This window comes from Rhodothermales bacterium (assembly GCA_017643395.1).
GTDB lineage: Bacteria > Bacteroidota > Rhodothermia > Rhodothermales > UBA10348 > JABDJZ01.
Genome location: JAEPNP010000005.1, coordinates 307,866 through 330,350 on the forward strand (window position 1 = coordinate 307,866; position 22,485 = coordinate 330,350).

General features: G+C 63.4%; 8 protein-coding genes. 4 read left to right on the top strand and 4 right to left on the bottom strand.

Annotation, left to right across the window (positions count from 1 at the left end; translation table 11 throughout):
• Window positions 1-611: 611 nt before the first annotated feature.
• Both JJ896_15785 and JJ896_15790 read right to left on the bottom strand, forming a co-directional pair.
• Window positions 612-2,195, bottom strand: a complete 1,584-nt coding sequence (locus JJ896_15785; GenBank protein ID MBO6781116.1) for a RagB/SusD family nutrient uptake outer membrane protein — start codon at window positions 2,193-2,195, stop codon at window positions 612-614.
• Between the two features lie 108 nt (window positions 2,196-2,303).
• Complete coding sequence (locus JJ896_15790) at window positions 2,304-5,315, bottom strand: TonB-dependent receptor (GenBank protein ID MBO6781117.1); 3,012 nt, start codon at window positions 5,313-5,315, stop codon at window positions 2,304-2,306.
• Between the two features lie 334 nt (window positions 5,316-5,649).
• Here JJ896_15790 and JJ896_15795 point away from each other — a divergent pair, with 334 nt between their 5' ends.
• The 3 genes from JJ896_15795 to JJ896_15805 all read left to right on the top strand — a co-directional run bounded on the left by JJ896_15795 (window position 5,650) and on the right by JJ896_15805 (window position 12,939).
• Window positions 5,650-8,451, top strand: coding sequence for a S9 family peptidase (locus JJ896_15795; GenBank protein ID MBO6781118.1), 2,802 nt, complete (start codon window positions 5,650-5,652; stop codon window positions 8,449-8,451).
• Between the two features lie 197 nt (window positions 8,452-8,648).
• Window positions 8,649-11,921: a TonB-dependent receptor gene (locus JJ896_15800; GenBank protein ID MBO6781119.1), complete on the top strand. Its 3,273-nt coding sequence runs from the start codon at window positions 8,649-8,651 to the stop codon at window positions 11,919-11,921.
• 97 nt (window positions 11,922-12,018) lie between these two features.
• Window positions 12,019-12,939: an aminotransferase class IV gene (locus JJ896_15805; protein ID MBO6781120.1), complete on the top strand. Its 921-nt coding sequence runs from the start codon at window positions 12,019-12,021 to the stop codon at window positions 12,937-12,939.
• A gap of 9 nt (window positions 12,940-12,948) precedes the next feature.
• Here the strand turns inward: JJ896_15805 and JJ896_15810 are convergent, their stop codons facing one another.
• Window positions 12,949-13,584 carry a peptidylprolyl isomerase gene (locus tag JJ896_15810; protein MBO6781121.1) on the bottom strand — a complete coding sequence of 212 codons (636 nt, stop codon included), beginning with the start codon at window positions 13,582-13,584 and terminating at the stop codon, window positions 12,949-12,951.
• 114 nt (window positions 13,585-13,698) lie between these two features.
• Between JJ896_15810 and JJ896_15815 the strand changes: the two genes are divergently transcribed.
• A complete protein-coding gene (locus JJ896_15815) occupies window positions 13,699-19,377 on the top strand; it encodes a right-handed parallel beta-helix repeat-containing protein (GenBank protein ID MBO6781122.1) in 5,679 nt (1,892 codons plus the stop codon).
• Here the strand turns inward: JJ896_15815 and JJ896_15820 are convergent.
• Window positions 19,374-22,403, bottom strand: coding sequence for a hypothetical protein (locus JJ896_15820; protein ID MBO6781123.1), 3,030 nt, complete (start codon window positions 22,401-22,403; stop codon window positions 19,374-19,376). The two genes, JJ896_15815 and JJ896_15820, sit on opposite strands and share 4 nt — an antisense overlap.
• Window positions 22,404-22,485: the final 82 nt, after the last annotated feature.

Genomic DNA, 22,485 nt, shown 5'->3' on the forward strand with positions numbered 1-22,485 from the left:
CACTCGGCGGGCGGCGCTGCGGGGTGCAAGGTGTAATCGGGGGGTGAGATTCCACTCGGCGGCCGGCGCCGCGGGGTGCGAGGTGTAATCGGGGGGTGAGATTCCACTCGGCGGCCGGTGGCGGGGGGTGCTAGGTGTAACGCGGGGGTGAGATTCCACTCGACGGCCGGCGCCGCGGGGTGCTAGGTGTAATCGGGGGGTGAGATTCCACTCGGCGGCCAGCGGCCGCGGGGTGGGTGGTTTTGCCCCACCCCGCAAAAGGTTTAATCAGGGCGTGGTTTTGAACCTCTGCCGCCCCATCGAGGGAGTAAAGGTTCAATCAGGGCGTGGTTTTAAACCTCTGCCGCCCCGCAAAGGGGACAAAGGTTCAATCAGGGCGTGGTTTTGAACCTCCGCCAGCCCCGGGAGCCCTGGCGCGAGCAGCGCGCCCAGCCCTGGCCGCAGCCCGGCAAACGTTGCACTCGGTCGCGGTGACTGGCCGATCGCCGGCTCGCAGGCCCGCCGGCGCGCAGGCCCGCCATCGGCAACCGCCCCAAGGCATGCACGCCAAACCAGAAGGCCCCGACCGGCGTCTGCCGGCCGGGGCCTCTGAATGGCGAATCAGATCCGGCCTAGTAGCCAGGGTTCTGGGTCAGGTTCGGGTTCGCATCTCGCTGAACCTGCGGGATCGGACCAAGAACCATGAAGCCGGGGGAAGCGGCTTTGAACTCCCAGGCCTCGTTGAACTTGCCTGCACGAATCAGGTCCTGACGGCGCGAGGCCTCCCACATGAGCTCAAACAGACGCTCGTTCAGGATGACGTCGCGGGCTTCGGCCTGGCTGGAGGCGGTCACCGGCTCCGCGGGGTCGAAGACGCGGGCGCGCAGCGTGTTGAGCTGCGACATGGCTGCGGCCGTCTGGCCCAGCTCGTTCAGGGCCTCTGCCTTGATGAGGTACATCTCGGCCAGGCGCAGGAACGCGTAGTCGTTGCCATTGTCGCCGCCGACACGATTCGGGTCGATTTCCCACTTCATGACGCGGGCACCGGAGGTTTCGTTGACACCAATCGGAGTGCCCGTCACCGGGTTGCCGTTCGGGTCGAGGTACTCCAGCGTGAACGCAAGCGGGTTGCCGACACGGTCTTCCAGCGGAGCGCCGGTCGCGAAGCACTCGCTTCCGATGCAGGCCTGGTTGGGATCACCGTACATCTGGCCCAACAGGAAGATCTTCCGACGCATGTCGTCTTCGTCGAACTTGTTGTAGGTCTCAGCCAGGGTGGCGAAGCCGTTCCAGGGAGACTGCGGGATCTGGTTGTAGTGCAGACCTCGCATGATGAACGTGAGGCCAAGGCCTCCCTTGCCGAGGTGGCCCACAGAGAAAATGATCTCCGGGCTCTCGTGGTTGTTCGTGCGGAAGTTGTCGAAGAAGTCTCCGGCCAGCTGGTACTGGCCTGAGTTGAGCACGCGATCAGCCGCCGAGATGGCGTCCTGCCAGCGGGCCTGTCCCTTGGTGAGACCACCCGCATCCACCGTTCCGGTGAACACTTCTGCGTTCAGGTAGATCTTGGCCAGCAGCGCGTCCGCTGCTCCCTGGGTGGCGCGGCCCTTGTTGGCTCCGTCCCATGCGGCGGGAAGGTCGGTCCGGGCGGCATTCAGCTCGCTCTCCACGAACGCGAACACCTCTGAGCGCGTGGAGCGCGACGGCGGGTTGTCCGGGTCCGTGGCTGCGTCTTCCACGATCGGAACGCCTCCGAAGAGGTCCATCAGCTGGTAGTAGTAGAAGGCGCGCAGGAAGCGCAGCTCAGCTGCGATGGCCGGGTCAGCGCCGTCCGGCAGGTTGGCAAGCACCACGTTGGCACGGGCCACACCGGTGTAGGCATCCGTCCACGCACCGTTGAAGTCGCTGTTGAGGGCGTCCCAGTTGTGCTGATGCAGGTTGCGCCAGTGGCCGCCGTCGTCCCAGTCCGTTCCGCGAACCGGAATCATGGACTCGTCTGAGGTGACCTGGCTGATGTTGTGGTAGTTCCACATCATCGCGCGGAGCTGGGCATACACCGGGGCAAGCGCAGCAATGATTTCCTCGTCGGTCTGGAAGAACTGATCCGGTGTAATCACACCGAAAGTCTCCTCGTCGAGGTCCGTGCAGCCCTGGACGGGTACCAGCAAGAGCGCCAGCACGAGTCCCAGAGCCCAGGAGCTGTTGAGTTTCGCTTTCATGATCTCAATGTGTGTTTCGTGGTTCTGCACCGACGTCCCGGGGGACGCGGTTGACACGATGCAGTCCCGTGTGTTTCAGCGACTTGTCGCAAGCACGGGACCGTGCGATTAGAAGCCGAGGCTCACACCCACCGTGAAGGTGCGCGGGCGTGGGTAGTTCGTGTAGTCGATCCCGAGCGAGGTGATCGGGATGTTGCCCACACTCGCGGATGCCTCCGTGTTGGCCTCAGGATCAAAGCCCTCGTAAGGCGTGATCACGAAGAGGTTGTTGGCAGCGAGATATACCCGGGCGCGACGGATCGTACCGATCCAGTCGTCGGCGGCGGTGACGTTGTTGAACGTGTATCCCAGCGTCAGATTCTCGAGGCGGATGAACGAAGCATCCTGAATCCAGCGCGAGGAGTACACGGGAGCTTCCGCGAGCGGCGTCGGGTCATCAAGCGCGAGCTGCAGGAAGTTCACGTTCGTGTTCACCAGGTTCTTGGAGGAGTACTCCAGGCTGGTGTTGTTGAACACGTCGCGACCCTGCTCTCCACGGAGGAAGAAGCTGAAGTCCCACTGCTTGTACGTGGCGTTGCCGGTAAAGCCGTAAGTAAAGTCAGGCTGTGCGTTGCCGATGATGCCGACGGCGCGGTTTCCGTTGGCATCCGTCTCGAACAGCTGCGTACCCGTCGCCGGATCGAATCCGAGGAAGGTCGCTCCCCAGAACGTGCCGAAGGGCTCGCCCGGAGTCAGCACCTGGGTGTTGATCTGGCTGAGACCGGCACCGGAAGCGCGACCGGTGAAGATCTGCTCACGACCACCGAGGTCAGTGATCTCGTTCCGGTTGGCGTTGAACGTGGTGCCGAGTTCGATCGTCAGATCGTTCTGGTCATAGACGAACGCGTTGATCGCAAAGTCGATACCGGTGTTCTCCATGGAGCCTGCGTTGGCCAGGCGCGTCGGCACGGCGGCCGGCTGCGGGACCTCAAACTCCAGGAGCAGATCGTCGGTGGTCTTCTGGTAGAACTCGATCGAACCGGATACACGGCTGTTCCACAGTTCGTAGTCCAGACCCACGTTGAGCTGCGAGGTCTCCTCCCACTTCAGGCCCGGGTTCGGGAAGTTGGTCGGAGCGACACCGGACACCTCAGCGTTGCCGATAACGGCGTTGCCGGAGGCACCGAAGATGGGCAGCGAGCGCAGGTTACCGATCTCCTGGGAGCCGGTAACACCGTAACCGATACGCAGCTTCAGGTCATCGATGAAGTCCTGATCCGCCAGGAAGTCCTCGGAGGACAGACGCCAGCCGAGTGTGACGGCCGGGAAGACGCCCCACTTGTTGTCGGCACCGAAGCGGCTCGAGCCGTCACGACGCAGCGACGCGGAGAAGATGTAGCGGCTGTTGTAGGAGTAGTTCAGGCGACCGAAGAACGAGATCAGACGGCTCCGATTCTTGAAGGAGTTGATCTGGTAGGTCGCGCTCTGACCGGCGGCCAGGCTGTTGAAGCTGAACACATCCGAGACGAAGCCCTGCGACAGTGCGCCGAAGCCTTCGTTGTCGAACTGTTGGAAGCTGTATCCACCCAGCAGCTGCACGTCGTGTCCGCCGTCAAAGACGGTCGCGTAGTTACCAGTCAGTTCCAGCACCTTGGAGCTGAACTCGTTGTCGCCCTTCTGGGCTTCGCCGCGAACAGCGGACTTCAGCGGGTTGGAGCCCGGGATGAAGTAGGAGCGGCTGGACTGTGAGCGGTCGAGACCGACGTTGGCGGTCACGGTGAGCTCTTCGGTCAGGTCGTAGTCGGCGCGGAAGCTTCCGAGCACGCGGGTGGTCTTCGTGAGGTCCTGAACCTGCTCTGCCAGAGCAACAGGGTTACGCACGGATGTCTGACCCGGGATTTCGAAGTAGGTACCGTCAGCATTCGTAATCGGAAGCGTCGGGTTGAACTTCATCACGTTCGTGAAGAGGCCGCCTTCAAACCCACCGGTCTGGTTGAACGGCGCGCGGTCGTCATTCACGTAGGAACCGGTGATGCGCATGTCCAGGCGCAGGCGGTCGTTGAACGTGGTGTGGTTCAGGTTCATGCGGCCGGAGACGCGCTCCATGCCCGAACCGATGATGATGCCCTGGTTGTCCAGGTAGCTGACCGAAGCGCGGTACTGCGTGCTTTCGCTGCCGCCGCCCATGGACAGGTTGTGCTGCTGGGAGATGGCGTTCTGCGTCACGGCATCCTGCCAGTCGGTGTCGGCGCTTCCGAGGTTGACGGTCGGAAGGCCCTGCGACTGCACGAAATTGCGGTACTCGCTGGCGCTCAGCAGATCCAGGCTCGAGGCGAACTGCGAAGACGACACGTAAGCGTCGTAGTCGAAGGTTGACTGCCCTGCACGGCCCTGCTTGGTCGTGATCAGGATCACACCGTTGGCACCACGGGAGCCGTAGATGGCCGATGCCGAGGCGTCCTTGAGCACGTCGATCGACTCGATGTCGTTCGGGTTCAGGAACACCAGCGGGTTCTTGCGACCCGAATCCGGGGTGTTGCCGCCGCCGGAGATCAGCCCCGGGTTGGAAGAAGAGTTGTCGATCGGCACGCCGTCGATGACGTAGAGCGGCTCGTTCGATGCCGAGATCGAGGTACCACCGCGAATACGGACCGTAACCGGGGCCCCGGGCTCGCCACCGTTCTGGATAATGTTCACACCGGCGATGCGGCCCTGCACGAGCTGCTCCGGCGAGTTAACGAGACCCACGTTGGCCTCATCTGCGTTGACCGAACCGACCGATCCGGTAATGTCGGCGCGCTTCTGCGTGCCGTAGCCTACAACGACGACCTCTTCCAGGAGGACTTCGTCAACGCCGAGCGCTACATCGATGGTGGTGTCGTTGCCAACGGTAATCTGCTGCGACAGATAGCCGATGAACGAGAAAACCAGCACATCACCCTGATTCGCGCGAATCGAGTATGTGCCGTCCACGCCGGTAGCGGTACCGGTCATGGTGCCCTGAATGGCGACGTTAACGCCGGGCAACGGGAATCCAGAGTCTGCGTCGGTGACGGTACCGGAAATATCGCGCGCCTGTCCAAAGGCGAGCGTCGCGGTCGTCAGCAGTCCAAGGCAGAGCAATCCTAGTCGGTGGACCATGTTGGAAGCTGATTATGTGGTAAGGGGTCCCGATTGTTGCCGACCTGGAGGGTCGGGCGCCACCGGAGTGGGTTTCCGGCGATGGGGTAAAGCGCTTACACAATCGGGCTGGTGGCCCGCCTTGGCGGGACCTATCTCCTAAAAAAACCTGCTCGACAGGGGTGGACGCAATAGCAAAATGGAAACGTTTTCATTTGGAAGCGCTTCCAGCCGGTTATGGGTCAAAAAATGGGCACCTCGGGAACGTTTTTTTGGGATGCCTTCACACAAAGTCACGTCTCGGCAGCGCCACGCGGCCGGCTGTACCTTGGTCCGACCACTCGCCGCCGCCACCATGCGCTCTCTGCTCCCCTGCCTTCTCGGGCTCCTTATCGCCCAACCCACCCTTTCTCAGGAACGACGCGCCCTCGACCACTCCGACTATCAGTTGTGGAAGAGCATCTCCGATCAGCGCCTCTCCCCGGACGGCCGCTGGGCTGCATGGCGGGAGGCACCCGACACGGTGGGGGACGGGCTGGTGCACATCGCCCGTACAGACGGATCTGACAGCCACATCGTGGCGAGGGGCGACAACCCCATGTTCGCGGACGGTTACGTGGCCGTCCTGGTGCACCCGCCGTATGACTCGACCCGGCAGGCGCGCATCGACGGGAAGAAAGGCCAGGGCCTGCCGGAAGACAGCCTTGCCGTGGTGCGGCTCTCGGATGGTTCCAGGTCGCTGTTCGGCCCGGTGCGCAGCTACAGGGTCGCCGAAGACGGTGCCCGACACGTCGCCATCTTGCTGGACACCGAATCCGAAACGACCAGGGACAGCACCGCCGAGGACGCGCCGCATGACAAGCAGGACGGACGAGATCTGCTGCTGCTGGATGCAGCGTCCGGCGAGACCCGGACGTATGCGTCTGTCATCGACTATCATTTGACCGCGGACGGCGCATGGCTTGTCTACGCTGCCGAGACCAAAGACGGGACGGGCGATGGGGTCTTTGCCGTCAACACCGGCAGCGGCGATTCCTTCACGCTGGCCTCCGGCGAGGGATTCTTTCGCCAACTCACGCTGTCTGACGACGGACAGCTTGCCGGCTTCGTCAGCAACTCGGCGGACTTCACCGCCGAACAGCCCGAATTCTCGGTCTTCGTCAGCGAGCTGCCCGGAGAGGCGGAAAGCATAGTTGATGGGGACTCCCCCGCCCTGCCCGATGGATGGTGGATATCCGAGCATGCGGGACTCGATTTCAGCGATTCCGGAAATCGCCTGTTCTTCGGCGCCGCTCCCAGGCCCGAGATCGAAGAGGAGGACAGCCGCCCTGACGATGAGAAGGTGGACGTCGACATCTGGAGCTGGACCGACAAGGATCTGATGACCGTGCAGCTGGTCAATGCCCAGCGCGAGCGCCGCCGCTCATACACTATGGTGTATCACCGTGAAGAGGGCTCCCTGGCCCAACTCGCAGACCCGCTGATTCGCACGGTGGATGATCTCGAGCACGGCGACGGGAGTGTGGTAATCGGCACCACCAACCTTCCCTACATGCCCGACGGCTCCTGGGACACCCCCTCCCACCGGGACGTCTACGTGATCGACGTCTCCGACGGCAGCCGAACCCGGGTGCTGGAGGGTATCCGCTCCAACCCTCTGCCGTCTCCCGACGGAACGCACCTCGCATGGTGGGATGGTGCAGAGCGCACCTGGAAAATCACGTCCTGGTCCACGCAGCCTCAGAGCACCATCACCACGCCGGTCACGGTGCCGGAGGGCGTTCGCCTGGACAACGTGTTGCACGACTCCCCCATGCTGCCGGGCTCCTACGGCTCCCCGGGCTGGACGGACGATGGGCGCTGGTTCCTGTTCAACGGCCAGTTCGACATCTGGGCGGCGCAGCCAAACGGGCGGACCTGGAATGTCACGGGCGGGGCCGGTGCGGCCCAGGAGCGTCGGTTGCGCATCGTCGAACTTGACCCGGATGCCGACACGGTGGACCTGGCGGAACCGCTGCTGTTGTCCGTCTTCGACTACGGCGACAAGTCGGCCGGATTCGCACGCGCGGAAATCCGCGGCAGCACCTCCACCATCAGGGAGCTGGTTCATGCGCCGGCCCGCTTTTCTTCGATTCGCAAGGCACCGGACGCCGACGTCCTGATTCTCTCCCGGGAGTCCTACACCGAATTCCCGGACATCTGGGCCACGGGGTCGCGCTTTGAAGACTGGACCCGACTAAGTGACGCGAACCCGCAGCAGTCCGAATACCGATGGGGCACAGCGGAACTCACACACTGGACCTCAGCGGACGGCGAGCAACTGTCCGGCATCCTGTACAAGCCCGAGGGATTCAACCCGTCGCAGCAGTACCCGCTCATGACCTACTTCTATGAGAAGTCGTCAGACGGTCTGCACAGCTACCACACGCCGGCACCCGGCCGGTCGGTGATCAACCGGTCGTTTTACACCAGCCGCGGCTACGTCGTGTTCGTACCGGATATCCCCTACAAGGACGGGTACCCGGGCGAGAGCGCGATGAACGCGGTGATGCCCGGCGTGACAGGCTTGATCGACCAGGGCTTCATTGATCGCGACCGCGTCGGGGTGCAAGGGCACAGCTGGGGAGGCTATCAGATTGCCTACATGGTGACGCGCACCAACCTGTTTGCGGCCGCGGAAGCCGGCGCCCCTGTCGCCAACATGTTCTCGGCCTACGGCGGTATCCGCTGGCAGACCGGCCTGAGCCGCATGTTCCAGTACGAGCGGACCCAGAGCCGCATCGGAGGCACCATCTGGGAGAAACCGCTCCGCTACATCGAGAACTCGCCGCTCTTCTGGCTGGACAAGGTGGAAACGCCGCTCCTGATCATGCACAACGATGCCGACGGCCATGTGCCGTGGTATCAGGGCATCGAACTCTTTGTGGCGCTCCGCCGACTCGGCAAGCCGGCCTGGCTCATCAACTACAACAACGAGCCGCACTGGCCGCTGCCGTACTGGAAGCGCATGGACTGGACGATGCGCATGCAGCAGTTCTTTGACCACTACCTGATGGACGCACCGGCGCCGGTCTGGCTCAACGAGGGCGTGCCGGCGGTGCGCAAGGGAGAGGACTGGGGCTTCGAGTTGCCGGCCGCCGGGGATCGCGGACGCTAGATTCCGCAGGAGATTCCGGGGCGCGCTCCGGAGGCCGTCGCCCAGGAAATCGGCCATTTCGACCATTATTCGCCGCTGGCGAACATCAGGCGGGGCAATTCGGCGTGTCTGTGGATAACTCGCCGTTGAACCTGTAGCGGGGAGGAATCCGGCTCGCGTAACTAGCCGGGTTCTGTGTCACCCAAACCTCCCCTGACATGCGTTTGCGTTACGCACTCTGCCCGGCATTGCTGGGCCTGTTCGTCCTCGTCGGCACAGCCGACGGCCAGGGCGTCACCACGGCCGCCATGAACGGCCTTGTTCTGGACACCCAAGGCGAGCCTCTTCCAGGCGCCAACGTGCTCGCCGTCCACCAACCCAGCGGAACCACCTACGGCACGGTGGTGCGCACCGGCGGGCAGTACAACCTGCCGAACATGCGGGTCGGCGGACCCTACACCATCACCGTCTCCTTCGTCGGCTTCCAGGATGCTGTTGAGGAGGACGTCTTTCTCAGCCTGGCCCAGAATCTGCAGCTCAACTTTGCGCTGAGCGAACAGGTCGTTCAGGGTGCCGAGGTCGTCGTCACTGCGGAAGTGGATGATGTGCTCAACTCCGACCGGAACGGGGCCGCCACCACCATCAGCATCGAGCAGGTCGAGCTGATGCCGACCATCAAGCGCTCGACGCGCGACCTGACGCGACTGGACCCACGCAGTGACGGCAACCTGTCGTTTGGCGGCCGCAACTGGCTCTACAACAACATCTCGCTGGACGGGTCCTACTACAACAACCCGTTCGGACTCGACGCCCCGGAACCGGGCGGGCAGTCCAACGCCCAGCCGGTCCCCTACGACGCGATCGAGCAGGTTCAGGTCTCCGTGGCCCCGTTTGACGTTCGTGAAGGCGGATTCACGGGCGCAGGCATCAACCAGGTCACCAAGAGCGGTACCAACACGCTTGCCGGATCGGTCTACACCTTCACGCGCAATGAGGACTTCGTGGGCAACGAGGTTTCCGGCACACAGGTGTTCAACAACCCGGACCTGTCGTTCCTGCAGTCCGGTTTTTCGATCGGAGGCCCGATCAGGAAGAACAAGATCTTTTTCTTCTTCAATGCGGAGATTGAACGGCGCGAAGACCCCGGGACCAATTTCCGGGCCGGGGGCGCCACCGGTGGCGTTGGCACGTCCCGCGTCTCTCCGGATGTGATGGATCGCATCAAGCAGCGCATGATCTCGGCCTACGGCTACGAGCCGGGTGTGTACCAGGACTACACACACAACACGGACAACGAGAAGGTCATCGCCAAGATTGACTGGAACCTGAACGACAACAACAACCTCTCGCTGCGCTACAACTACATGGACGCCAGCCGGGAGCAGGGACCACACCCGTTTGTGCTGAGCTTCGCCGGCACGGGACGCGGCCCGAACGACACGTCGCTGCCGTTCTCCAAGTCCGGGTACCGGATCAACAACAACCTGCACTCCCTGGCTCTTGAACTGAACAGCCGCTCCACGGGCTGGGCGAACCGCTTCTTTGCCAGCTACAACCGCTTCCGCGATCATCGCGAGCCGTTCTCTGAGGACTTCCCGCTGCTGGAAATCGGCGAGGGGGGTGCCACCTACACCACGCTGGGACACGAAGGCTTTTCGGTACACAACATCCTTGATCAGGATGTCATCCAGCTGACGAACAACTTCAGTCTCTTCCGGGACAAGCACGTGTTCACCATCGGGGCCAACTACGAGTCCTTCAGCTTCTTCAACTCGTTCAACATTTTCCGCCACGGCCTCTTCGGCCTGCCGTTCGCGCCGACCACGTTCTTCAGCCTGGACCAGTTCTTCGCGGCCACCGATCCGAATAACCCGGATCAGATGGATCTGCGCGGATTTATCGGCGGAGGTCCGTTCAAGGGCGAGAACATCGATGTGGCACAGTTGTCCGCCTATGCGCAGGACGAGTGGCTGGTCAATGATCAGCTCTCGCTGACGTACGGGCTGCGCGTTGACATTCCCATGTACGGCACCGATCCGGTCGCAAACCCCTACTCCACCGGCCTGAACCTGCTGGACGAGAACGACGACGCAGAGACCATCGACCAGGCCGAGCTGGCAGGCGCTTCCCCGCTGTTCTCCCCTCGCGTCGGGTTCAACTATGACGTGACGGGAGACCGAACCACCCAGCTTCGCGGCGGCGTTGGCATCTTCACCGGACGCGTGCCCTTTGTGTGGATCGGCAATGTGATCTCCAACCCGGGTTTCAACCCCAACATCGATCCGGCAAACAACCCGGTCGTGACCCGGGACGGCGCCAGCGAGGACAAGACCAACGTCGACGGCGGCCAGGAGGCCAACTCCGTGCTGCAGCAGTCCTTTGACCTGAATGCCATGGTGTCGGACTTCAGGTGGCCCCAGGTCTTTACGGTCAACCTGGCGGCAGACCACGACTTTGGCGACGGCCTGCTTGGCACGGTCGAGGTGCTTTTCAGCAAAGACCTCAACTCCATCTATGTGCGCAACGCCGACCTCAAGGCACCAGACCGCACGCTGCGAGACGGTCGGCCGTTCTTCGGCGGTTTTGGCTTCAATGAGTTGAATCAGGCCTTCCCGTTCGAGGGTGCCGGGGCCTATGTCATCGACAACCGCTCGGAAGGCTACAACTTCAACGTGACCGGCCAGATCAGGAAACGCTTTGAGAACGGACTCAATGCGAGTGCGGCCTACACTTTCCTGGAGGCCAAGAACCTGTTCAAGTCCACGGAGATTGCGTCGGTGCTCTTCTCGGAAAGCCCGGTGCAGGGAGATCCCAACCAACCGCAGTTGGCACACTCCGAATTCGGCAACCGGCAGCGCCTCATCGCCTCGGCCACCTACAGCGAGAGCTTTACGGACAACAGTCGGACCAGCTTCGGCGTGTTCGTGGAGCGGGCCCAGGGCAACTCATTTCTTGGCGCCGGCGGCAACCGGTATTCGTTCACCTATTCGGGCGATGTAAATGGCGACGGCTTCGGCGGCAACGACCTGATCTACATCCCGAATGATGCCACGGACGCGAACGAGATTCGCTTTGACGCCAGCACCACGTACTCGGCGGCCGTGCAGGCCCTGCAGTTCGAGCAGTTCATCGAGCAGGATGAGTACCTCAGCGAGAACCGGGGTCAGATTGCCGAACGATTCGGCTTGCTGAATCCCTGGTTCACCAATGTCGACGTGCGTGTGATGCACGAACTCAACTTCGGGGCGCTCGACCGGAACCATCGTGTACAGATCAGCCTGGACATTCTCAATGTGATGAACCTGCTGAACAGCGACTGGGGCGTACGACAGGTCGCCGACCCACGGGCAACGTCTCCGCTGGTGCTCACCCGATTTGGTGACGATGGAGAGCCCGTCTTCAACTTCACGGGTGTCACCGAGACCTTCCGGGACGACGTGAGCCTGTTCTCGCGCTGGCAGGCACAGCTCGGTCTGCGCTACCTGTTCTAGACCGTTGTTCCAGTGACATTGCAGGGCGGTCGAGCAGCCACCCTGCGCATCCAAAGCGCTCCGGATCCTGGGTCCGGAGCGCTTTCTATTTTGCAACATGCCCTACGGCACGCACCATACCGTGCCGGACGCGCGAAACGAGCGCGTCCGGATCTGGATCAACGGCCGGCTGATCCCTCGGGAAGAGGCGCGCATCAGTGTGTTCGACTCTGCCTATCTGGTGGGCGACGGAATCTGGGAGGGCATGCGGCTCCATCAGGGCGTGCTGCTTTTTCTGGAAGACCACCTGGATCGGCTTTTCGCAGGCCTCGCCGCGGTACGCATGAAGCCGGGTTTGACGCGCGACCAGATGATTCAAGCGCTGTTCCGGACCGTTCGTGCGAACGATATGGAGTCTGGCGTGCACGTGCGGCTCATGGTTTCGCGTGGTCTCAAGAAGACGCCGTCCCAGGACCCCCGGCTGACGGTTTCGCCCGCCAACGTCGTGATCATTGCCGAGCACAAGCAGGCCGATCCGGAAGTGCGCAGAACCGGCATCTCCCTGCACACGTCCACAGTCAGACGGCCTCCACCCGAAACGCTTGATCAGCGCCTCAACTGTCACTCCAAACTGCATGAAGTGATGGCACTCAATGAGGCCTTGGCCGCTGGCGCAGACGAGGCCCTGATGCTCGATACAAACGGGCATGTGGCCACCTGCAATGCGACCAACTTCTTTGCGGTGGTAGACGGGGAAGTGTGGACATCGACGGCCGTGCATTGCCTCCCGGGCATCACGCGGGCACACGTGATTCGTGTAGCCCGAGAGTCCGGCGTGGTTGTGCACGTCACGGATTTCAGCCCCGCGAAGCTCGCCTCGGCCCAGGAGGCGTTCGTCACCGGTACGTTCGGTGGACTGACTCCGGTTCGGCGCATAGACGCCAAGGCCTACGTTGTGCCCGGCCTGGTCACGCGCAGACTGACGATGGCCTACGAGGCTGCTCTGGAGCATTACGCCGCGAAGGCGCGGCACGCCTGAGGCCTCGCGTCAATCCCTGAGGCGCGCCGAGATAATCCAGTCCAGGCCCGGGTACGTAGCCTCCAGGAAGGCCCTTCCTCCCATCGCAATCTCCCGCTGACGGCGCGCAGGCTCATTGCCGTACTGCCCGTTGAGCGAGTCCACGGCGGCGATTCCAGCAGTGACTTCTCCGATGGGCGGATAGCCAGGAATGCCGCCAGCCACCAGCGTGTCCAGCCGCACGTTGTCCACCAGGTTGATGAACAGTTGTGTCGTGCGGGTCTGGGGTCCACCGCGGGCAAAGGAAACCCGACCCTTGAGATTGCTCGCAAGCACCGGCTCGTCAGGTACAGAAATCCGACGCCATGCGTCGTAGACGTCGGGGTCCTCGGTGATACCGAACTGGGCCACGTAGCCGGGCACCACGCGAAAGACGGGTACGTCGTCAAAGTATCCGACCCGCACGAGGTGATAGAGCCGATCGGCCGCGGCCGGTGACCACGCCCGATAGACCGTTACCTCGAAGGGTCCCGTCGTTGCTTCGATGTCTACCACAAAGGTGTCCGGGGCGGCCTCGTCGATACGGTCGTCGGGAAGTTGGGCGCTCGCAGCAGCAGCGCCCAGCAGGCAGGTCAGCAAGCATATGGCCAGAGCTTTTCGCATCATGTCGTCAGGGACGGAACCGGCACCTTGCGGCCCCTTCATGTTACCTTCATCGCGTTGGAGGAGTAGACAGTTGCGCTGTAGCGCCTGTCAGCTCTCAACATACCCCCTGGTGCCATGGCCATCCCACTGCTTCTTGCGGCCCTGCACATTGTTGCTGCCGCGCCGACGACTCCGCTCAACGCCAGTAGCCTGGATGCGCCGCCCGACGTCGCGCGGAGTTACCACGCTGGTCTCGCATCGGTCAGCTCCGTTGTAGCGGCCGACCTGGACGGGGACGGCTTCGAAGACCTGGTGCTGGGATACAACACGCCCTCCGGGCCGGTGCTTGGGTTTCTGCGGGGCAACCCTGGTGGGCCTTTCCCCAACCATCCCGGGATGCGGGATCGGGGTCAGCCCTTTCTGGGGCCCCTCGTCCTGCGGCGAACGTCACAACGACCGGACCTTCTGACCAGTGGAGACTTCCTGGGCACGGGCAGGGACCACGTGGCGTTTGCGGCAGCGGGCACGCAGCGCATCCAGATCGTGGACGGAATACCGGATGCGAGCCTCACGACACAGGAGCTGCAGGTAGACGCTCCGGTCCTGTCCATGACGGCAGGGGAGTTCGGGCTGCTGGACGGGGTAGACGAACTCATTGTCGGGATGCGGGATCGCACTCTGCGCGCAGGATTGAACGGACCGCATGAGACGCTGCTGCAGCGGGGCGGCACGCACCTGGCTCTCGGCCATGCTGATTCCGGTCCGGCAGCCGATCTGGCGGTCGGACAAGGCACATCCGTGACTGTGCTCCGAGGCGAAGACGGCTCAGTTGAGCGTCTTCGCAGTCAAGGCCTGGTGGATGGCATGAGCTTCGGCCGGTTCGGCCCTGCCGGATCCCGTCGCCTCGCCATCGTACAGTCGAACCGTGTTGACCTGTTTGCAGGCCTCCCGTTGCGGCGGGTGGTTCGGCTGCCGGGCCAATTCCAGGCCGGCTCCGCCACCGTCGCCACCTGGCGCACCGGCGCGGCCGGGCAGGACCTGTTGATCGGCGACCAGCTCATCGCTCACGAAGTCCTTTCGGGGCGAGTCGGCGCAAGTGAGGGCTCCCCCATGCTTCCCGCGCCCGCCCGGCCGCTCGTGACGGGTGCCGTGGCCATGCGCCTCAACCCGGACGCGCTGGATGACCTGGTGCTGGTGAGCGGAGGCACGACGCCGCTGCTCCTCCCTTCCGGGCCATCGGCAACCTTCACCGTCAACTCCACCGATGTCGATGGCGACGGGGATACGACCGATGGGATCTGCGACACCGGTGCGCCGGGAGACTACACGGGGGTGTGTACCTGGGGCGCCGCGACGCAGCAGGCGAACGCATCGGGTGGAAGCAACGCCATCTCGTTTGCCATTCCCGGTGCCGGGCCGTTTGTCTTGAGCGGCGGCGCCACCTTTTCCGGTCCGGTCACCATCGACGGCTCGACTCAACCCGGTTTTGCCGGTCAGCCACTGATTGTCCTGGCCGATGCCCGAATTGCCCTGGAGGCCGGGAATTCGACCGTGCGGAGCGTGCTGTTCACGACGACCGATGCCAATAACCGCCCCGCCAGCAATCTCGAGATGATCGAGGTCGGCAATAACACGGTAACCGGAGTGTGGATGGGCCTGGACCAGACCGGCAGCGTCTCGGACCCGGATGGCACTCCGGGCACGGGCGATGAGCTCGGCGCGTTTTTCAACGTCTGGATACGCACACCGAACAATACCATCGGGGGCGCATCCGAGACGGCCCGGAACGTGGTTTCAGGCGCGTACGATGGCGACGGCATCCTGATCTCCGGCCCGAACGCCTCGGGCAACCTCGTGGAAGGCAACTACGTCGGGCTGAATCCGGCCGGCACAGAGGCACGAGGCAACAATTTTCGAGGCATTGCCCTCTGCAACGCGTCGTCCAGCAACACGGTGCGGGGCAACGTGGTGTCCGGCAACTCCCTGGGGATCTCCAATGGCTGGGAGGCCGGAGCGGGCATCAGTATCGAGGCCAACTCGCGTCTGATCGTGGCAGGCGGAACGGACCCCGTGGATCAGCCGCCCCGCGGAAACCTCGTTGTCGGCAACCTTATCGGCACGAACGCCGCCGGGGACACCGCCATACCGAATGAGCGCGGTGTGTTCATCGATCATGCGTTCGACAATACCATCGGCGGATCGACCGAGGCACTTCGCAACGTGATATCCGGCAACGCTCGTGAGGGGGTGTACGCGGTCGCGGTGGTCGGATCCACCTCGGACAATCTGATCACCGGAAACCACGTCGGCACGGATCTCTCTGGAGCGGTGGCCCTCGCGAATCAGCGTGAAGGCATCCGTCTGAATGGGGTCGGCACCCAGACGATCACCGCCAATCTGATTTCCGGCAACGGTTCACGGGGTATCGCCGTTGAAAGCTCCTCGGGAATCACGATCTCCGACAATCGCATCGGGTCGAACGCGGCCGCTGCCGCAGCCATCGGAAACAGCAGTTCGGGCATTCAGATCGCGTCCTCGAGCAACATCACCGTCGGTTCTCCGGGGGCAGGCAATACCATCGTCTCGAACGGCGGTGGCGGCATCTTCATTTCGGGCAGTTCCACAGGCGCCACCGTGCAGGGCAACGCCGTCGGCACGGATGCCACGGGCACACTGGACCTCGGCAACTCCTTTGACGGCATTCGCATTCTCGGCGACTCGCTCCACACGATTGGGGGTACCGGCTCCGGACAGGGCAACGTGATTGCCTACAACGCCATGAATGGCATCGGTGTCTGGAACGGGTCCCGGTACCAGATCTCGGGCAACAGCATTTTTGCCAACGACTCACTGGGCATCGACCTCGGCATCGACGGGGTGACGCTCAACGACGCCGGAGACGCCGACACGGGGCAGAACGGGCTTCAGAACTTCCCCCAGCTGGGTTTTCTCGACTCTGAGCGGGTACGCGTCACCTTCGCCGGGCCGCCATCGACCACCTTTACGCTGGAGTTCTTTGCCAACGAGGCCTGCGACCCCTCCGACTACGGAGAAGGACGACGCTTTCTTGACGCCGAATCAGTCACCACAAATGGACTGGGTGCGCTCGAGTACGTGCGCACCTTCGCGCTGAATGCTGAAGAGGAGTACATCACTGCCACCGCGACCGACGCAAACGGCAACACGTCCGAGTTTTCGCGATGCTCGGATGACCTTCGCCTGATCGTGAATACAGTGGGCGATGCGCCCGACGCCGACGTCAACGATCCCGTCTGCGACACCGGAACCGACGTTATGCGGGGCACGGATGAGGAGCCGGAGTGCACGCTGCGGGCGGCGATTCAGCAGGCCGAAGAGAACGACGGGCTGGACGAAATCACCTTTGACATCATCGAAGGCTCCGCACCATACACCGTCACAGTCGGCAGTCAACTTCCGACTATTGACGAGGAAGTGAACATCGACGCAACCACGCAGAGCGGCTACCAGGAGACCGTGCATGCGGTCAGGCTCTCAGGCGGAGGCCAGGACATCTACGGCCTGCTGGCATTTGCTGACCTTACCGTCTCCGGGATGGAGGTCCGTGAGTTCGGCTCAGGCATCGTCTCCCGAGGAGGAAACCTCACGCTGCACGACATCGCCGCGAAAGACAACGCCGAGTTTGGCCTTCACATCAACGATTCCTTTCCGGATTCAGTTGGGGCCACCGGGCAGTTGCTGATTGAAGCCAACGGGCCAGCCGACAACTGCGACCAGCTGTCCGGCATGCGGGTCATGCGACCCGTGACCACCGAGACGCTCATCGTGCGGGACAACTGTCACCACGGGGTGTGGAATGACATCCATCCCGTGGTTGTGCTCGGCAATCTCACTGCGACCCGCAACGGGGGCACGGGGTTGCGTGCGACCAATGTGGAACTGCGCGGCACGCAGCACTCGGTGCTGCAGAACGGCGGCAGTGCCATCGTCGCGCAAGCCGCCCTTATTGTGGACGGCGACCTGACGGTGCGAGACAACGGCCCGCTCGGCCAGCCGGAGTGTGAGCAGGAGGGTCGGGCGGCCATACGCGCCCAGGCCATGTTGACGGACGCCCTCACGGTGACCGGCAACTGTTACGATGCGGTCTACGCCAGCGTCGACGGCGTTGTGGTGCGCGGCAACACCGAAATCGTCAACAACCGCACATTTGGAATCCGCGCAGGTTGGATTTCCCTCCAGGGAGACGAAAACCTGATTCAGGCGAACGGGCACATCGGCCTCCGGGCAGAGTCCGGTTCAGTGACCATTTCGGGCCCGACCGAGCTGCAGTTCAACGGCAAGGATGGTGGCGATTCGTGTGCCGGGAGCGCGTGGGCTGCCGTGAGTGCCGCAACGGACGTCACCGCCACCGACCTCCGCATCCACGGAAACTGCGGCCTTGCGATAGAGGCAGGTGGCACTGTCACGGTCTCCGAGCGGCTCACGGCCACCTCCAACGAAGGCGGCGGCGTCAAAGCCAGCGACGGCCACATCCTGCTGGACGGCGCCGACAACATCATTTCCGGCAACGGCGGCATCGGACTGCAGGCAAACGGGCAGCCCATCGCAGGCGTGCGCATGAGCGGCCCGTTCACGGTCAATACCAATCAGGGCTCCGGCATCGTGGCTGGCGTAGCATTGCTGACTGGTGCAGGCACTGTCTGCAGGAATGTCGGCTGGGGCCTGGAAGTCGCGCCGGGCCCCATCGACCTGGCCGGTACCACCGTGTGTGACAATACGCTGGGCGGCGTGCTGCTCCAGGCGGAGTCCAGCGCCGGCAAAGGGGGTGCACGCCCGCTCCTGACCGGCGTTACGGTGGTCGGCAACGGGGGCGACGGCATTCGATTCGCGGGTGGCGCCGCATTCAGCGTCACAGCCAGCAACCTCTTCGGCAATGCGGGACCTGCATTGAACAATCTGGTAGCCGAGACCGCCATCGTCGCAGACGGCAACTGGTGGGGATCACCCAGCGGGCCTGGCTCGCAAGTGGCGGGCAACGTGACGGTTTCCAGTCACCTCTCCGCCCCGCCTGCGAATACCGATAGCGACGGGGACGGCGTTGCGGACGCCATGGAGGACCTGGGCACGGGTGACGGTAACGGGGACGGCACTCCGGATTCCGCGCAGCCTGACGTCGCCTCCCTTCCATCCGCAGTGGATGGACGCACCATCGTGATTGTCACCGATGGTGGCGCTCCGCTTTCCGAGGTGCGATCCATTTCTGCGCCGGCGGATTCCGCGGCCCACCCCGCTGGTTATGTGGACGCCAGAATCGGCCTGGACTCGGGCGCATCCGGGACGGTGACCATCCATCTCCCGGCCCCGCCCGACGCGAACTACGTCAATTTCACCAGCTACGGTGCGCGCAGCCCCGGAGGGACCGAGGTCCTGTTCTCATTTCCCCAGGCCACGCTTCAGGACTCCGTGGCGACCCTGTCCGTAACGGACGGAGCGGCCGGTGACGCCGATCAGGAGGCCAACGGCAGCTTCCACCTCGTCGGCGGCGGATCCATCGCAGCGCCAACCTCCACAGAATCGCGGGACGCGCCGGCATCGTTCGACCTGGCCGTGTTTCCCAACCCATTTCGCGGCACACTTTCCGTGCGCGTGCCTCCGTCAGGTGACACACGCATCGACGTATATGACGCGCTGGGGAGATCCGTCCTGCAGCACAGGATGCCGCAGGGAGGCACCACCGCCCGCATCCAGGCCAGCGATTGGGCCGCCGGTGTCTATTTCGTGGTTATTCGCTCAGGTGGTGCCCGCGTATCGCGCGCCGTGCTGAAGACGCATTAACCGCCGCTTGAAACGGCGTCCTCCCTCAACTCCGCCAGTACCTGTTCCACTTCGGCAACCATCGCATCGACTTCCTGCGTTAGCGTGGCCAGGCGCTCATACGCATCCCTGCCCGGCCGCTGGTCAGCCCGCATCGTCATGCCCGCCAGGTAGCGCAGGTGCGAATCCAGCATGCGAGGTGGATAGCTGTCGGAGTTGTCAGTCACCATGCGGTCCTTGAGACCGGCCAGCCGGTCCCGCAGGGGATGGGTGCGCTCCATGCCTTCAAGTTGCTGATTGACGGCGCGTACGGCGCGCGCGAATCGGGTCAAGAGCTCACCCATGCTCTGATTGTGGGCCAGTTGAGCCTCCATGTCCGCCTGGGACACGTCACCCTCGAGCCGAGGATCGGGCAGGACGGTCAGGCCGACCGTTTGCGATTCGCCGCCGGTACTCATCCGCACGATGTACTCACCGGGCACGGCCATGGGACCCCGACCGGTGCGGCCGCTGACCTGCAGCGGACCTGAGTGGCGGAGATCCCAGATGAACCGATGCAGGCCCGCCGTGGTCTCCAGCGCCTCCGGCTCGGGCCGAATCGGCACCGGCGCCCTCATGCCCTGCTCCGCAGGCTGGTTCTCGGCCTGCTCCGCGGAGGTGTAGTGCCGAAGCACCGTGCCGGAGCCATCAAGTATCTCCAGTTCCACCACGTCTGCGTCTTCCGCGAGGTGGTACCAGATCGTAGCCCCGGCCGGCAGGTATTCCGGATCGGTGGATTCGCGCTGGAAGGCCGAGTAGCGCATGCGATAGGCCTCCCTCGGCGCGAACAGGTGTGCGGGCCGGGCTGCGATTGCCTCTGAGACCTGATGCAGCGGACTCAGATCGTCGAGGATCCAGAACGAGCGCCCCATGGTGGCGATCAGCAGATCACCACGATGCACCTTGATGTCGGTGATGGGGGTCATCGGCAGGTTGGCCTGCATGGACTGCCAGGAGATACCGTCGTCGAACGACACGAACAGGCCGTACTCCGTTCCTGCATACAGCAGGCCTTCGCGATCCGGATCCTCGCGCACCACGCGCGTCGGGTTGAAATCGCCGATACCGTTGGTCCCGTCCGTCAGCAGCGTCCAGGACTGCCCGTAGTCCGTGGTGCGGAAGAGGTAGGGTCGGAAATCGTTCAACAGGTACCGGTAGGCCGCCACATAGGCCTTGCCCGGCGCATGCGGACTGACGTCGATATGTTGAATGCGTCCCTCCGGAGGCATGGGCGGTGTGACGTCGGTCCAGGATGCTCCGTCATCACGCGTCACGTGCACCGGGCCGTCGTTGGCCCCCGTCCAGATGACGCCCCGCTCCAGCGGCGACTCTTCGATGACATACAACGTGGAGTAGTGCTCCTCCCCGGTGATGTCCCGCGTAATCGGCTTGCCGGAAATGACCTGCCGCTCGGGCCGAAAAGCCGTCAGATCCGGGGAAATCTGCTCCCAAGTACGCCCCTCGTCTCTGGTGCGATGCACATACTGGGAGCCGTGGTAGACCGTGTTCGCATCGTGCGGCGACACCTCGATCGGCACCACTCGCTGGAATCTGTAGGGCAGCGTGGACGGATTGACGCCGTACATGTCGACGGCGCCCACGTAGTAGTGCATTTCCTGCCCGGTGCGCCTGTTGAAGCGGCCGAAACGCCCCTTGCAGTTCGAGTACACGATATCCGCATCGCCCGGCTTTGGTACGGCGGGTCCGGTCTCACAGCCCCCGATCGCCTCCCAGAATGCCGTATGACCGCCTACCCGCGTGCCGGGCGGCAGGCTGGGCACGGCGATCGTGGAGTTGTCCTGCTGTCCGGCGTAGATCCAGTATGGAAAGCGGTCGTCCGCGTTGATCTGGTAGAGCTCGGCCGTCGGCTGGTTGGTCTGGGAAGACCACGTCCGCCCACCGTCCAGCGTCACATTGGCGCCCCCATCGTTGGACTGCACAAAAATATCCGGGTTGTCGGGGTTGATCCACATGTCGTGGTTGTCCCCGTGCGGCGTGGACACCCTGCGCCAATCAGCGCCACCATTGCTCGACTTGAAGAACCCCTCGTTGTTGACCCAGACCACGTCCGCGTCGTGCGGGTCGGCATCCACGTTTGTGTAGTAGAAAGGCCTGCGCATGATGCCGTTCTCATTCGAGATGAGGCGCCACGTCTCGCCACGGTCGTTGGACCGGTACAGCCCCTCAACCTCCGGCGCCGCCTCGACCAACGCGTACACGCGCGTCGGGTCTGCCGGCGTGACGGCGAAGTCAATCTTGCCGATGGGGCCCTCCGGCAGGCCGGTGGATTTCTGAGCCCAGGTCAGCCCCCCGTCGGTGGACTTGTAGATGCCGTTCTCCGTCTCCGAACCGCTGTCAATGGACCACGGATACCGCCGCGCCGTCCACATCGCCGCATAGACCTCCTCCGGATTGGAGGGGTTTAGCTCGAGATCCACCGCGCCCGTGTTTTCGGACACGAACAGCACGTGCTGCCAGTTGGAGCCGCCGTCGATGCTCTTGTAGACGCCACGTTCCGGGTTCGGCCCAAACGGACTGCCCAGGGCGGCCACGTACACCACTTCCGGATTGGTCGGGTGAACCACCACCGCGCTCAGCTGCCCGGCGTCCGTCAGTCCCGCGTGGGTCCACGTGCGACCTGCATCCGTGGATTTGTACATGCCCCGACCGATGATCACGTTGCTGCGAATGCCGTCTGAACCGGTTCCTACGTAGATCACGTCGGAGTCGGCATCCGCTACATCGATGGAACCGATCGATCCCGTTTGGAAAAAGCCGTCGGAGATGTTCTCCCAGGTGGTGCCGTAGTCGGTGGTTTTCCATACCCCGCCTCCGGTAGCCCCCATGTAGAAGGTGTGCGGATGGGCCCGGTGTCCGGCGACCGCCGTGACACGGCCTCCGCGGGTCGGCCCGACGTTGCGGAAGTCCAGGTTGGAGAACAGGTCTGCCTCCTGAGCCGAAGCCGGCAGCAGCAGCAGTGAGAGCAGGGAGAGCGTGAGTAGTCGCATGACTCAGATGGGCGATGGGCAGCGCGGCAATATCCGACCACCGCGCTGCGAGACACAACCGGCACAGGTCCCATCGCCCGCA